Origin of the sequence: Roseobacter sinensis, assembly GCF_025755255.1 — a bacterium.
GTDB lineage: Bacteria > Pseudomonadota > Alphaproteobacteria > Rhodobacterales > Rhodobacteraceae > Roseobacter > Roseobacter sinensis.
On sequence record NZ_JALIEB010000003.1, the window covers coordinates 52,672 to 67,385 of the forward strand.

The following is a 14,714-nucleotide window of genomic DNA, read 5'->3' on the forward strand; positions in this document are numbered from 1 at the left end:
TTTATCCTCCCAAGACTTTTTCAGCAGCGGCGATGGCGGCATCGGCATTCGCGGCATTTTTTGCGCCACCCTGCGCCATATCCGCCCGACCACCTCCGCCCTGGCCACCCAGTTCGGCCACAGCGGCTTTGACTACGTCCACAGCGGAGAGCTGATCGGTGAGGTCCGGTGTCACCCCTGCGGCAACGGCGGCTTTGCCGTCCGTATCCGCAATCAGCAGCACAGCGCCGCGGCCGAGCTTCTCCTTGAACTGGTCCACCAGCGCGGGTAGGTCCTTGCCGGTCACCCCCGACAGCACCTGCGCCAGGAAGGGGATACCGGCGATTTCGCGCGTTTCCGGTGCGCTGGAGGTGCCACCGCCGGCCATCGCCAGTTCGCGGCGCAGCTGTGCGACTTCATTGCTCAGGGCGCGCCGTTCCTCCAGCAGGGCCCGGACGCGATCCGGCACGTCCGCGGCCTGCGCCTTGAGGTCCGAGGCCACCTCGGCGAGGCGATGGTCCTGCGCGCGCAGATAGTCCATGGCCGCAGCTCCCGTCAGGGCCTCGATGCGACGCACGCCGGCGCTGCTTGCGCTGTCACCGAGCGTCACGAAGGCACCGATGTCGCCTGTCTGGCGCACATGGGTGCCGCCACAGAGCTCCAGCGAATAGGTCTCGCCATCGGCGCCCTTGCCCGAGCCCGATTTGCGGCCCATGGAGACCACGCGCACCTCATCGCCGTATTTCTCGCCAAAGAGCGCCTGGGCGCCGAGCGCGCGGGCGTCATCCGGCGTCATGATCCGGGTCTCTACGGGCGCGTTCTGGCGAATGTAGGCGTTCACGTCTGCCTCGACCCGGGCGAGTTCCTCAAGACTGAGCGCTTGCGTGTGGCTGAAGTCGAACCGCAGCCTGTCATCGGCGTTGAGCGAGCCGCGTTGGGCCACGTGATCGCCCAAAGCTTCACGCAGCGCCTCATGCAGCAGATGCGTGGCCGAGTGATTGGCGCGGATGGCGCTGCGGCGCTTGTGATCGACCTCCAACTGAACGGCGTCGCCGACAGCGAGGCGCCCGGTGTCGACGGTGAGGTAGTGCGCAAACAGACCCTCACCACGCTTCTGCACGTCGCTCACATGTCCGGAAAACCGTGTCTCGGAGGCCTCATGCGTGCCTTCGAGGATCCGCATATACCCGTGATCGCCGACCTGGCCACCGGATTCCGCATAAAACGGCGTCTGGTTCAGAACGACCCAACCGGCATCGCCTTCGCTGTCCAGCGCGTCGACCTCCTGGCCGTCGCTGGTGACGATTGCGAGCACGACCCCCTCGGCCGTTTCGGTGTCATAGCCCAGGAAGTCGGTTGCACCATGTGTATCGGCCAAATCGAACCAGACGGTGGCATCTGCGGTTTCGCCCGAGCCGGACCACGCGGCGCGCGCCTTGGCCTTCTGTTCGGCCATGGCGGCATCGAAGCCTTCAGTGTCGACGCCCCGCCCCTTTTCGCGCAGCGCATCCTGCGTGAGATCAAGCGGAAAGCCATAGGTGTCATAGAGCTTGAACGCCGCATCGCCCGGTAGATCGGCGCCCTCGGGCAGTTGTGAGAGCTCGTCATCGAGCAGCTTCAAGCCGCGGTCCAGCGTCTGGCGAAAGCGGGTCTCTTCCTGCAGCAGCGTCTGTTCGATCATGCTCTGCGCCTGTCCGAGCTCGGGATAGGCCGCCCCCATTTTCTGCACCAGCGCGGGCACCAGGCGGTGCATCAGCGGATCTTTCGCGCCCAGCAGATGCGCGTGCCGCATGGCCCGCCGCATGATCCGGCGCAGCACGTAACCCCGCCCGTCGTTGGAGGGCATCACGCCGTCGGCCATCAGGAAAGAGGTGGAGCGCAGATGGTCCGCAATCACCCGGTGATGCGTCTTGCCGGGGCCATCGGGGTCCGTGCTGCTGGCATCCGCCGAGGCTTCGATGAGTGCGCGCATGAGATCCGTGGCGTAGTTGTCGTTTGTCCCCTGCAAAAGCGCCGCCACGCGCTCGATGCCCATGCCGGTGTCGATGGATTGCGCCGCGAGGTCACGCCGCGTGCCGTCTTGGAACTGCTCGTACTGCATGAAGACGAGGTTCCAGATCTCGACGAACCGGTCACCATCCTCTTCCGGACTGCCCGGCGGGCCGCCCCAGATGTGATCGCCGTGGTCGTAGAAAATCTCGGTACACGGGCCGCAGGGGCCCGTCGGCCCCGCCGACCAGAAGTTATCGTCCGTGGCGATCCGGATGATCCGATCCTCCGGCACGCCGACCTTCTTCCAGATGTCCGCGGCCTCGTCATCGGTGTGGTAGATCGTGACGTAAAGGCGCGATTTGTCGATGCCCAGATCGCCGGTGACCAGATCCCAGGCGAAGGCGATCGCCTCGTCCTTGAAATAGTCGCCAAAGCTGAAATTCCCCAGCATTTCAAAGAACGTATGGTGCCTTGCGGTGTAGCCGACGTTGTCGAGATCGTTGTGCTTGCCGCCGGCGCGCACACACTTTTGAGCGGTCACGGCCCGAGTGTAATCGCGCTTTTCCAAACCGGTAAAGAGGTTCTTGAACTGCACCATGCCAGCCGCCGTGAACAACAGCGTGGGGTCGTTGCGCGGCACCAGAGGGCTCGACGGCACAACCGCGTGACCCTGCTTGTCGAAATAGGACAGGAAGGTGGAGCGGATATCATTCAGCGTTTGCATGGCGAGCCTTTGCGCGTGAGGTTAGCTCGGGAGAAATAACCCGGCGCTTCGCGCCTGTCCACGGCGATTGCGAACGAAAACAGGGCCGCTCTGAGGAGCGGCCCTGTGTCCGGAGGTGTTGCGGCAGCAAAGTGCCGGACGGGTGACGCCTGTCTTACGCCTCGAGGATGTCGTCATCCTCGCTGTGTTCATGCTCGGGCATGTCGAAATCGAGCCCGTGCGCGGCGCGGATCTTGTCCTCGATCTCCAGTGCCATGGCGGGGTTTTCTTTCAGGAAGGCCTTGGCGTTCTCACGCCCCTGCCCGATCCGCTCGTCGCCGTAGCTGAACCAGGAGCCGGACTTGTCGACAACGCCTGCAGCGACACCCAGATCGAGCAGCTCGCCCATCTTGGAGATGCCTTCGCCGTACATGATGTCGAATTCCACCTGCTTGAAGGGGGCGGCCACCTTATTCTTCACGACCTTCACGCGGGTGTGGTTGCCCACGACCTCGTCGCGGTCCTTCAGCGCGCCGATGCGGCGGATATCCAGGCGGACGGAGGAGTAGAACTTCAGCGCATTGCCGCCTGTCGTGGTCTCGGGCGAGCCGAACATGACGCCGATCTTCATGCGGATCTGGTTGATGAAGATCACCATGCAGTTCGACCGCGCGATCGAGCCTGTCAGCTTGCGCATGGCCTGGCTCATCAGCCGCGCCTGCACACCGACGGAGCTGTCGCCCATATCGCCTTCCAGCTCGGATTTCGGCGTCAGGGCCGCAACCGAGTCGACAATGACCATGTTCACAGCCCCCGAGCGCACCAGCGTGTCGGTGATTTCGAGCGCCTGTTCGCCTGTGTCGGGCTGGCTGATCAGCAGCTCATCGAGGTCGACGCCCAGCTTCTTGGCGTAGGTCGGGTCGAGCGCATGTTCCGCATCGACAAAGGCGCAGACGCCGCCGGCCTTCTGCTGCTCGGCCACGCAGTGCAGCGTCAGCGTCGTCTTGCCCGAGCTTTCGGGCCCGTAGATCTCCACGATCCGCCCCATGGGCAGCCCGCCGATGCCAAGCGCGATGTCGAGACCGAGCGAGCCGGTCGAACTCGCCTTGATGTCCTGCACGGCCCCTTCCTGGCCCAGCTTCATGATCGAGCCCTTGCCGAACTGGCGCTCGATCTGTGCCAGCGCTGACTCAAGCGCCTTCTGCTTGTCTGCGGTTTTCTTGCTGTCCATGCTCAGTAAATCTGCCGTTGCCATTTTGCGCTTCCTCTTAGTGTCACACTTCGCGAAACACGGCAATGCGGGCCAGCGTTTCGTATTGCGATGTTCTCATTGTGTTCCTTATGGGATCAAAAAGAGAACATTTCAATCAAAATTTCATAAAACAACTCTGTGCCGAATCTGGTTAAGGAGAGGTTTAAGGCGGCCCGCCGGGCCCCCGCTGGGCCGTTCGCTCCGGTCACACGCCCGCGCGGCGCGGCGCGCCTGCGATTGGGATTTCGCGAGGCAGCGGGGCGCTCAGTGCAGCTGCTGGTGCACCGTGTCGGTCAGATCGTTGAGTGAAAACGGCTTCGGCAGGAAGACCGAGTTGGGGATCTTGATCTGGGTTTCGCCAAAGCTGTCTTCGGCATAGCCCGAGACGAAGACAACCCGCACCCCCGGCCGATCCTTCAGCGCCTTGCGGACCCAACTCGGCCCGTCCATCCCCGGCATCACCACGTCGGTCACGAAGACATCGACATTGAGGGAGGAATCCTCCAGCGTCTTGAGGGCCGCTTCGGCCGAATCTGCCTCGAGCACCGTATACCCCCGAAGACGCAACGCACGGCTCGCGAAGGCGCGGACCGGCGCTTCGTCTTCGACCAGAAGGATCACGCCGTCGCCGTGTTTCGCGGCGGCTTTCGGCTTCTCCTCGCGCGGCGCGGGCGCGACGACTTCGGAGCGCTCCAGCACGGGGAAGTAGAGCGTGAAACAGGTGCCCGAGCCCACGGTGCTGTCCACGAAGATGTATCCGCCGGTCTGCTTGATGATGCCGTAGGCGGTGGACAGGCCCAGGCCAGTGCCCTCCCCCGTCCGCTTGGTGGTGAAGAAGGGCTCGAAGACCTTTTGCAGCTTGTCGGACGGGATACCCACGCCATCGTCCGAAACCTGCACCGTCACATAGCGTCCGGGCGGCACGCGCACCCGGTCGCGCTCCAGCGGCTTTTCGAGGTCCGTGCATTCGGTGACGATCCGGATCTGCCCGCCTTGCGGCATCGCATCTCGTGCGTTGACAACGAGGTTCATCAGCACCTGCTCGAGCTGCCGCTTGTCGGCGCGTATGGGTTCCAGCACCGGGTCGTGGCTGAGCGTCAAGGTGATCTTCTCGCCCACCAGCCGGTTCAGCAAATGCGTGAGATCCGAGAGCGTATCGCGCATGTCCAGCGTTTCGGGGCGCAGGGTCTGTTTGCGTGAAAACGCCAGCAATTGGCCGACCAATGCTGCAGCGCGGTTCGCGTTCTGGTTGATCTGCACGAGGTCACTGAAATCCGGGTCGCCCTGATCGTGGCGCAGCAGCAGAAGGTCGCAGTGGCCCGAGATCGCGGTCAGCAGATTGTTGAAGTCGTGGGCCACACCGCCCGCCAGCTGTCCGATGGCCTGCATCTTCTGGCTCTGGACGAACTGCGCCTCCAGCGACTTGAGCTCGGTCGCATCGTTCAACACGGCGATGAGCGCGGGCTTGCCGTCTTCGTTCACGCGGTTCAGCGTGACCTGCACAAAGACCTCCTTGTCCGTGCGCTTCAGGCGGAGAAACTCCGATTGCTGCGGGCCACGCCCGGCCAGGGTCTCGGACAGCCAATCGGTGATGGAGCGGCCCAGCCCCTCCATCAGGTCGGCCAGATGCACCTTGTCCTTCAGGCCGACGCCGATCAGCCCGGCTGCCAGCCGGTTGTAGGCCTGGATGTCGCCGTCCTGGCCCACCTTGAGGAGCGGCACGGGCAGGTCCTGAAAGACGTTCCAGCCGTCCTTCGACATGGTCTCGAGCCCGGGCGGCAGAAGGTAGAGCGCGCGGCGGCCGGCGCCTGCGTCCATCTCGCAGATCCGCACCCGCGCGGGCCCGTTTGTGCCGACGATCTCGCAGACGGTACCCGGGATGACTGGCAGTTGTTCGAAGAGGCGATCGAGCGTCTTCACGCGCCCGCCCGCGATCTTGCGGGCCTGCTCGTTCATATAGAGCACCGCATTGGTCCGCCCGACGAGGATCATCGGCAAGGCGGGCCCATCCGTGGCCTGGGCGCCCGCGGGCACATCTTCGAGCCGCCACAGGTACATCTCTTCGCCCGCCTGATGCACAGCCAGGCGAATATGCCCGCGCCGCGTCACCAGATCTTCGCGCGCCGCCCCTTCCTGATCGGCGCGCGACTGCAGGCGAAAGACGATTCCGCTGGGGTTGGCCAGCGTGTTCTTCAGGGTGCTGCTCAGCGTCTCTTCGAGATCCTTGGCAAAGCGTTTCTGGGCCGAGCCATTGGCTGACAGGATCTCGCCCTGCGGATCGACCAGGAAGCTCGGCGACGAATCGTTCAGGATGAGGTCGGAGATCATTGCGACCGTCGCAGCCCGCCGCCGCAGGTGCCGCTGTGCGATGGCCATCAGGACGCAGCAGATCGCGAGCAAGGACAGGCATCCCGCAAAGAGAGCGCGGCGCGTGGTCAGGTCCGACGCGGACAGCGCCAGAACCCCAAGCAAAACAGAGATCAGAACCAAGGTTCCGAGCCGCTTTTGCGCGTTCACGGCGAAGTATGTCAGCTTGGAAGAGGAGAGTGCGCCACGCGACAAAATCAGGCCCCCAGACGGTTCGAATCGCTCCTGCAACTACACGCCTGATGTCTTAATCTAGGCTTAACCACGTCGGCCGTTGCTCGTAAAGGTTGAGTATCCTCAGAGTTTGACGCGCGTCAAGTGTGCTGTGAAAAAACCGTCGCCGTGTTGCTGAATGTCAAACCTCTGCTCCAAGCGGCAAAACCAGCCATTGTGGCCTGCGAGGAAGGCGGCGATACGGTCTTCATTTTCCCGCCTCAAAACCGAACATGTGGCATAGACCAGATGCCCCCCGGCGCCCACCAGGTCCTTCGCTGTGTCGAGAATGCTGTCCTGCACCGCGGTCAACTCGGCCAGGCGCTCGGGCGTCAGGGTCCATTTGCCATGCGGTGCCCGCCGCCACGCGCCGCTCCCGGAACAGGGCGCATCGCAGAGCACGACATCGAAGGGGCGCTCCTGCTCCAGACCCGCGCGGTCGAGCAACCGAATGGCAGCCCCTGCCCGCTGCGCGCGGGATGGCAGATCCTTCATGCGGCCGGCGTCGATATCATGGGCGAAGGTCGTGCGGCCGTCGGCGGCCATTGCAAGCGCCTTGCCGCCGCCGCCGGCGCAATAGTCGAGACACCGCGCGCCGGACGGCAGGGCCGCGACAACTGCCTGAGACGCGGCATCCTGCAGCTCGATCCAGCCTTGAGCAAAGGGTGCGGACTGCTTCACGCGGCGCGCGCCTTCCGTGACCGTCAGCGCCGTCGCGCAGAGCGGGTTCGGGGCGCAGAGAATGCCCTCGGCTTGCAGCGCGTCCTGCGCCTCCGCCCGGCTGGCTTTCCGCAGATTGACCCGCAGCGTCACGGGCGCGCGGCTCTGTAGGGCCTGCGCCGTTGCTTCAGCATGTGCGCCCAGGCTCTCGGCAAACTCCGGCAGCAGCCAGTCCGGCAGGTTCCATCGGACACCGCGGGCCGGCGTCGGCTCCGGCACCTGCGCTTCGTCGTGCGAGAGCGGCTCGGGCGCATGCCTCTCTCCGGTGAAAAGTTGCGCCGGATCGGTCCCGTCTTCCCGCAGCAGCCCTATCATCACCGCCCGCCCGCTCTGCCCGCCGCCCGCGGCCCCGGCCGAGCGCCATCGCCGCAGTGCGTCGAAGACGTGGTCGCGCACAGCCGCGCGGTCCTTCGCGCCGGCAAAGCGGCTGCGCCGCGCCCATTGGGTGAGCGCCTGCTCCGCTGCAGCACCTGCTGTGATGGCGTCGAGAATATCGATCGCCGCCGCGATGCGAGCGCCGGGCGTCATACTTCAAGTAAAGCTTGAGAAAGATCGTGCAAATATTTGTAAAGTAACATCACCCAACCCGGTAGTTGGGACTCTCACGAGTGATCTGCACATCGTGCACATGGCTTTCTTTCAGCCCCGCGCCGGTGATCTTCACGAATTGGCAGTTGGTCCGCATCTCATCCACCGTGGCGCAGCCGGTGTATCCCATCGCAGCGCGCAGACCACCGACCAGCTGGTGGATCACGGCGCTCGCGCTGCCCTTGTAGGCCACCTGCCCCTCGATGCCCTCGGGCACCAGCTTGTCGCTGGCCGCGTCCTTCTGAAAGTAGCGATCCGCCGAGCCGCTGGCCATCGCTCCGAGGCTGCCCATCCCGCGGTAGCTTTTGAAGCTGCGGCCCTGATAGAGGATCACCTCGCCGGGCGACTCGTCGGTGCCGGCAATCATGCTGCCCACCATGGCGCAGGAGGCACCCGCCGCGATGGCCTTGGCAAAGTCGCCGGAGAACTTGATGCCCCCGTCCGCGATCACCGGCGTGTCGCCGGCGGCCTTCGCACAATCCATGATGGCGGTGAGCTGCGGCACGCCCACACCCGCCACCACCCGCGTGGTGCAGATGGAGCCCGGCCCGATACCGACCTTGACCGCATCTGCCCCGGCGTCGATCAGCGCGCGCGTCGCCTCGCCTGTCGCCACGTTGCCCGCCACGATCTGCACTTCGTTGGAGAGCGCCTTGGCCCGGCGCACGGCAGCCGCGACCCCATCGGAGTGGCCATGCGCAGTGTCGATCACGATCATATCGGCCCCGGCATCCACCAGCGCTTCGGAGCGCTCGAAACCCGCATCGCCCACGGTGGTCGCGGCCGCGACGCGCAAGCGCCCCAGTCCATCCTTGCACGCGGTGGGGTTCAGCACCGCCTGTTCGGTGTCCTTCAGCGTCAGAAGCCCCGTGAGCTTGCCGGTCTTGTCGGTGATCAGCAACTTCTCGATCCGGCGCGCCTTCATCAGGCTGATGGCTTCGTCCCGGTCCGCGGGCTCATGCAGGATCGCGAGATTGTCTGAGGTCATCATGACCGAAACCGGCGTGGCATCGTCACTGGCAAACCGCATGTCGCGATTGGTGACGATCCCCACGACACGGCCCTTCTCATCGACGACCGGAAATCCGGTGACGCGATAGCGATCTTGCAGCGCCTTGGCGTCGGCCAGAGTCTGATCGGCACGCAGGGTGATCGGGTTGTAGACGATCCCGCTCTCGAAGCGTTTCACGCGCCGGATCTCGCGCGCCTGTTCTTCGATGCTGAGGTTGCGGTGCACCACGCCGATGCCGCCCGCCTGTGCCATGGCAATGGCCATGCGCCCCTCGGTCACCGTGTCCATGGCCGAACTCAGAAGCGGGATGTTCATGGAAATCGCGCGTGTGACGCGTGTACGGGTATCGGCGGTCGAGGGCAGAACCGAGGAAGCGCCGGGCACCAGCAGCACATCATCAAAGGTAAGGGCCTCACGAATCTCCATTAGCATACCTCGCGCGCGGAGTGACTCATTTGGCAGTTTCCTATTTCACGCGTGGGCCGAAATGAAAAGACCTAAATCTGCGCTGGCCTAGCCCCGCGTACGGCGCCCGGATCGCGCCCAACTGTGCGGCGTTTCACGCAAGTTCATAATCGTTATGACAAATTCAGAGGGGCAATGCCGCGCCCGGCGTATTAAGTGACGCAGATCAGCATGTGCCGGGGCCAGCCCGCGCTAAGGTCCCGCGCAGGGACAGAACAGGTGTGACGAAAAGATGAGTAGCGATCCCCTCGTGGTTTTCACCCCCTCCGGCAAGCGCGGGCGGTTCCCGGTCGGCACCCCGATCCTGACCGCGGCCCGGCAGCTCGGTGTCGACCTCGATTCCGTCTGTGGTGGGCGCGGCATCTGTTCCAAGTGCCAGATCACGCCGAGCTATGGCGAGTTCTCGAAGCACGGCGTCACGGTCCGCGACGACGCGCTGTCGGCCTGGAACAGTGTCGAGCAGCGCTATGACGACAAGCGCGGGCTGGCCAAGGGCCGCCGTCTGGGCTGTCAGGCCACGGTGCAGGGCGATGTGGTCATCGACGTCCCGCCTGAAAGCCAGGTGCACAAGCAGGTGGTGCGCAAGCGCGCCGAGGCGCGGGACATCGTGCTCGACCCCTCGACCAAGCTCTTCTACGTCGAGGTTGAAGAGCCCGACATGCACGACCCTTCGGGCGATCTGGAACGGCTGCGCGCCGCTTTGGAGAGCCAGTGGGAGCTTCAGGATGTCACTGCCGATCTGCATATCCTTCAGACGATGCAGCCGATCCTGCGCAAGGGCGGTTGGAAGGTGACCGTCGCCGTGCATCTGGGCGATCAGGAGAACCGCCCGCGCATCATGAACATCTGGCCCGGGTACTACGAGGGCACGGTTTACGGGCTGGCCGTCGATCTCGGGTCGACCACCATCGCGGCGCATCTGTGTGATTTGCAGACCGGTGAAGTGCTGGCCTCTTCCGGCGTCATGAACCCGCAGATCCGTTTTGGCGAAGACCTGATGAGCCGGGTCTCCTATTCCATGATGAACGCGAAAGGCGCCGAAGAGATGACCCGCGCGGTGCGCGAAGGCATGTGCGGGCTCTTCACCCAGATCGCAGCGGAGGCGGAGATCGACAAGGAGTTGATCGTCGATGCCGTCTTTGTCTGCAACCCGGTGATGCACCACCTGCTCTTGGGGATCGACCCGTTCGAGCTGGGCCAGGCGCCCTTCGCGCTGGCGACCAACAGCGCCCTGCGGCTGCGCGCCGACGATCTGGGCCTGAACATCCATCCCTCAGCCCGCATCTACCTGCTGCCGTGTATTGCGGGCCACGTGGGGGCCGATGCGGCCGCCGTTGCCCTCTCCGAGGCGCCGGACAAATCCGACGATCTGGTGCTCGTGGTAGATGTCGGCACCAATGCCGAGATCCTGCTGGGCAACCGCGAGAAGGTGCTCGCCTGCTCCTCGCCCACCGGCCCCGCCTTCGAGGGCGCGCAGATCAGCTCGGGCCAGCGCGCGGCCCCCGGCGCCATCGAGCGGGTCGAGATCGACCCCGTCACCAAGGAGCCCCGGTTCCGGGTCATCGGCTCAGATCTGTGGTCGGACGAGGAAGGTTTCGAGGCGATGATCGGCACCACCGGCGTGACCGGCATCTGCGGGTCCGGCATCATCGAGATGGTGGCCGAGATGCGCATGCACGGCATCGTCGATGCACCCGGGCTGATCGGCTCACCGGAACAGACGGGCTCGGACCGCTGCTTTCTCGATGGCCGCACCTATTCCTACCTGCTGTACGACGGCACCGATGCGGGCGGGCCCAAGATCACCATCACCAACCGGGACATCCGGGAAATCCAGATGGCGAAGGCAGCGCTCTATTCCGGCGCGCGTTTGCTGATGGACAAATTCGGCGTCGACAGCGTGGACCGCGTGGTGCTGGCGGGTGCGTTCGGCGCGCATATCTCCACGAAACACGCGATGGTGCTGGGGATGATCCCCGATGCGCCGCTCGACAAGGTGACCTCAGCCGGCAACGCGGCGGGCACCGGCGCGCGCATCGCCCTGCTGAATACGGCTGCGCGCGCCGAGATCGAGGCGACGGTGCGTGCGATCCACAAGGTGGAAACCGCCATCGAGCCGCGCTTTCAGGAGCATTTCGTGAACGCCTCAGCGATCCCCAATGCGGTCGAGCCCTTCCCGATCCTCAAGTCCATCGTGAGCCTGCCCGAGGTGACCTTCAACACCGGCGGTTCGGGGGCAGAGGCGGCAGGTGGAGGCCGCCGCCGGAAGCGCCGCGCATGACCCAGGACAACAGCGAACAGGCAGAGTTCTGGACAGGTGAGGCCGGTCCGAAATGGGTTGCACAGCAGGCGCTGCTCGATGCGCTGATGCAGCCCGTTCTGGACGGGGTTCTGGACCGGGCGGCCTTGCGGGCGGGCGACGCGGTGCTCGACATCGGCTGCGGCACGGGCGCCAGCAGCCTGCAGGCGGCGGACCGCGTGGGCGCGGATGGGCACGTGCTCGGGGCTGATATCTCACCGACCATGCTGGCGCTGGCCAAGAGCCGCGGCGCGGGCCGGTCCAATGTCTCCTTCCTGAAGGCTGACGTGGCGCAGCACGGTTTTGAGGCGGGTGGCTTCGATCACCTGATCTCGCGCTTCGGCGTGATGTTCTTTGCCGATCCCGAGGCGGCTTTCAGCAATATTCTGCATGGGCTGCGCCCGGCCGGGAGTGTGACCTTCGCCGTCTGGGGGCCCTTTCCGGACAACCCCTGGTTCAGCCTTGCGGTGCAGGCGGCGAAGGCCGTGCTCGGCGCGCCGCCGCCGGTTGATCCGGACGCGCCCGGGCCCTTTGCCTTCCGCGACGCCGAGCGCGTCAAAGGGATCCTCGCGCACGCCGGGTTCCATGACATCCGCATCGAGGCGACGGATGTGGCCCTGACGCCCCCCGGCACCCGGGCCGAAGTGGCGGCGATGGCGACAAGCATCGGGCCCGCTGCCCGCACGGTTGAATACTTTCAAGGCGACGCCGACGACAGCGCAGCGATCACGGCCCGGGTCGAGGCCGCACTGCAAGACTATGAAACGCCGGACGGCGTGCGCGTCCCGGCCCGGATCAACTATGTCCAGGCGTGTCGCCCTGCCGCGTGATCGCCCTTGACCCCGCGGAGTGAAAGACATACGCCGACATCAGCGGGCGGGTATGGTGAAAAGGTATCACGCGAGCTTCCCAAGCTTAAGTTACGGGTTCGATTCCCGTTACCCGCTCCAGCCTTTTTCAGTCCAGCTCGAACGTCAGGCCAAAGGCGAGCACGCCGTCGGTCGATTGGCCGTCTGCCGGCAGAAGCTGCGCAAAGATATTGCGATAGCGCGCCTGCAGGCCGATGAGCGGGATCACGTCGCCGATGGAATGGTCGAACCTGTCGCCCTCCCCGGGATAGACCGCGAGGCCCGCAAAGGCGCCGATCTCGAATTCCGTCGCCACTTCGATGTCATAGCCGATGGAGATCAGCGGCGAGACGTTGGAATAGCTGTTCTGGAAGACCCCGACCGAATAGTCGAAGGTCGGGCCTTCCCAGGTCAGGAACACACCCGGGTTGAATTCGCGAAAATCCTCTTCCGCATCGAAGTGTTCGGAGCCCAGCAGGATCGAGACGCGGTCGGGGCCGGCAAGCGCCGCGGTGGGCAAGGCTGCGGCAAGGATCAGGGCGGGCAGTTTCATCGCGTGTCTCCGGCAAAGGGTGTTAAATCAGGGGTTGAATACCCTTCTACGCCTTTTTTGCCTGATGTGGGTTAAATCTGGCTTAGCCCGTGAGGATGTTGGAGAACGTGGCGCGCAGGTCACGCTTTAGCACCTTGCCGGTGGCGTTTCGCGGCAGTTCCTCCACGAAGACAACAGCATCGGGCACCTGCCAGGACGCGATCCGGCCGTCGAATATGCTCAGGACGGCCGCCGTGGCCGGCTGCTTGCCGTCTGCTGCCACGGCGACGAGAACGGGCCGTTCGCCCCATTTCCGGTGCGGTACGCCGATCACGGCCGCATCGGCGAGGCCTGGATGTGCGATCGCGATGTTCTCGAGCTCGACCGAGCTGATCCATTCGCCGCCCGATTTGATGATGTCCTTGGCGCGGTCGAGGATGGTCAGATAGCCATCCGGATCGAGCGTCGCGATGTCGCCGGTGTTGAACCAGCCGTCCTGCAAGGTGTCCGCCTCGCTCATATGGAAATAGGCGTCGAGGATGAAGTGCCCCCGCACCAGAAGCTGGCCCTGCGTGCGCCCATCCTGGGGCAGCGGCGCGCCGTCGTCATCGACGATGCGCAGCTCGACCCCCCAGGGCGGACGGCCCTGGTTTTCGCGCAGGCGATGCAGCGCGTCGCGCTCGAGATCGAGGTGTTTGGCCAGCGGTTGATTGACGGTGCCGATGGGCGACATCTCGGTCATCCCCCAGGCATGCAGCGTCTCCACATCATAGCGGTCGCGAAACGTCGCGATCATCGACGGCGGACAGGCAGAGCCGCCCACAATGGTCCGCTTGAGCGACGAGAGCGTGCTGTTCGCCGCCTCGGCCGCCCCGAGAAGACCGAGCCAGATGGTCGGCACACCGAGGGCCACAGAGACGCGATACCGATCCACAAGCCCGACCAGCGAGGCGCCATCGAGGCCCGGGCCGGGCAAGACCATCCGCGCGCCCACCATGGCGCAGGCATAGGGCGTCCCCCAGGCATTGACGTGGAACATCGGCACCACCGGCAAGACCACATCCATCGCCGAGAACCCGAGACTGTCCTTGAGATTGCAGGCAAGGCTGTGCAGGACCGTCGACCGGTGGGAATAGAGCACGCCCTTGGGGTGCCCGGTCGTGCCCGAGGTGTAGCAGAGGCTCGAGGCGGTGGCCTCGTCGAAGCTTGGCCAGGCAAAGCCGGCATCCCCCTCGGCGATCAGATCGTCATAGGCGATCATCTCGGGCAGTGCCTCTGCCGCCTCTCCGACGACGGGGTCCAGCAGCACGATCAGCCGGACGGTTTTCAGCGCGTCTCGCAGCCCGGCGAGCAAGGGCGCGAAGGTGCTGTCGATGAACAGCACCTCATCTTCGGCGTGGTTGATGATGTAGATGAGCTGTTCGGGGAACAGCCGCGGGTTGATCGTGTGACAGACGAACCCGCCGCCCGAGACGCCGAAGTAGATCTCCAGATGCCGGCGGTTGTTCCAGGCGATCGTGCCGCAGCGAGCCTGCGCGCCCAGGCCCCGGCGCGCCAGTGCGGAGGCAAGTCGCCTTGCATTGGCCTCCACCTGCCCCCATGTCGTGACCTCGCTGCCACCGCCAGTGTCGACGGACACGATCTCGGTGCTGCCGTGATAGCGCGCGGCATGCGTGATCAGCCCCGAAATCAGAAGCGGGGCAGTCATCATCTGGCCAAGCATTCTCGCCTCCTCCAATTCGGT

9 protein-coding genes and 1 tRNA gene are annotated in these 14,714 nt (G+C 64.9%); 3 read left to right on the forward strand and 7 right to left on the reverse strand.

What is annotated here, in order from left to right:
- Nucleotide 1: 1 nt before the first annotated feature.
- From alaS to guaB, 5 genes are all read right to left on the reverse strand, one after another.
- Nucleotides 2–2,695 carry an alanine--tRNA ligase gene (gene alaS, locus MUB52_RS05515; protein ID WP_263843208.1) on the reverse strand — a complete coding sequence of 898 codons (2,694 nt, stop codon included), beginning with the start codon at nt 2,693–2,695 and terminating at the stop codon, nt 2–4.
- Between the two features lie 154 nt (nt 2,696–2,849).
- Nucleotides 2,850–3,929 carry a recombinase RecA gene (recA, locus tag MUB52_RS05520; RefSeq protein ID WP_263843209.1) on the reverse strand — a complete coding sequence of 360 codons (1,080 nt, stop codon included), beginning with the start codon at nt 3,927–3,929 and terminating at the stop codon, nt 2,850–2,852.
- 261 nt (nt 3,930–4,190) lie between these two features.
- The gene (locus MUB52_RS05525; protein WP_404818189.1) at nt 4,191–6,488 is read right to left on the reverse strand and encodes an ATP-binding protein; all 2,298 of its coding nucleotides are present in this window, start codon (nt 6,486–6,488) and stop codon (nt 4,191–4,193) included.
- Nucleotides 6,489–6,590: 102 nt separating this feature from the next.
- Nucleotides 6,591–7,754 (reverse strand): RsmB/NOP family class I SAM-dependent RNA methyltransferase, encoded by a 1,164-nt coding sequence (locus tag MUB52_RS05530; protein WP_263843210.1) that lies wholly within the window; start codon nt 7,752–7,754, stop codon nt 6,591–6,593.
- 49 nt (nt 7,755–7,803) lie between these two features.
- Nucleotides 7,804–9,252 (reverse strand): IMP dehydrogenase, encoded by a 1,449-nt coding sequence (gene guaB, locus MUB52_RS05535; RefSeq protein ID WP_263843211.1) that lies wholly within the window; start codon nt 9,250–9,252, stop codon nt 7,804–7,806.
- A 271-nt stretch (nt 9,253–9,523) separates the two neighbouring features.
- Here guaB and MUB52_RS05540 point away from each other — a divergent pair, with 271 nt between their 5' ends.
- The 3 genes from MUB52_RS05540 (at nt 9,524) to MUB52_RS05550 (ending at nt 12,540) form a co-directional block, all read left to right on the forward strand.
- Nucleotides 9,524–11,572 carry an ASKHA domain-containing protein gene (locus tag MUB52_RS05540; protein WP_263843212.1) on the forward strand — a complete coding sequence of 683 codons (2,049 nt, stop codon included), beginning with the start codon at nt 9,524–9,526 and terminating at the stop codon, nt 11,570–11,572.
- Entirely contained in the window at nt 11,569–12,420 is an 852-nt protein-coding gene (locus tag MUB52_RS05545; RefSeq protein ID WP_263843213.1) for a class I SAM-dependent methyltransferase, read from the forward strand. The genes MUB52_RS05540 and MUB52_RS05545 overlap by 4 nt, the downstream gene beginning before the upstream one ends.
- 46 nt (nt 12,421–12,466) lie before the next feature.
- Nucleotides 12,467–12,540 (forward strand) — tRNA-Gly (locus tag MUB52_RS05550).
- Between the two features lie 7 nt (nt 12,541–12,547).
- Here MUB52_RS05550 and MUB52_RS05555 read toward each other — a convergent pair.
- Nucleotides 12,548–12,991 (reverse strand): hypothetical protein, encoded by a 444-nt coding sequence (locus tag MUB52_RS05555; RefSeq protein WP_263843214.1) that lies wholly within the window; start codon nt 12,989–12,991, stop codon nt 12,548–12,550.
- Nucleotides 12,992–13,073: 82 nt separating this feature from the next.
- Nucleotides 13,074–14,693, reverse strand: a complete 1,620-nt coding sequence (locus tag MUB52_RS05560; RefSeq protein ID WP_263843547.1) for a long-chain fatty acid--CoA ligase — start codon at nt 14,691–14,693, stop codon at nt 13,074–13,076.
- Nucleotides 14,694–14,714 lie beyond the last annotated feature (21 nt).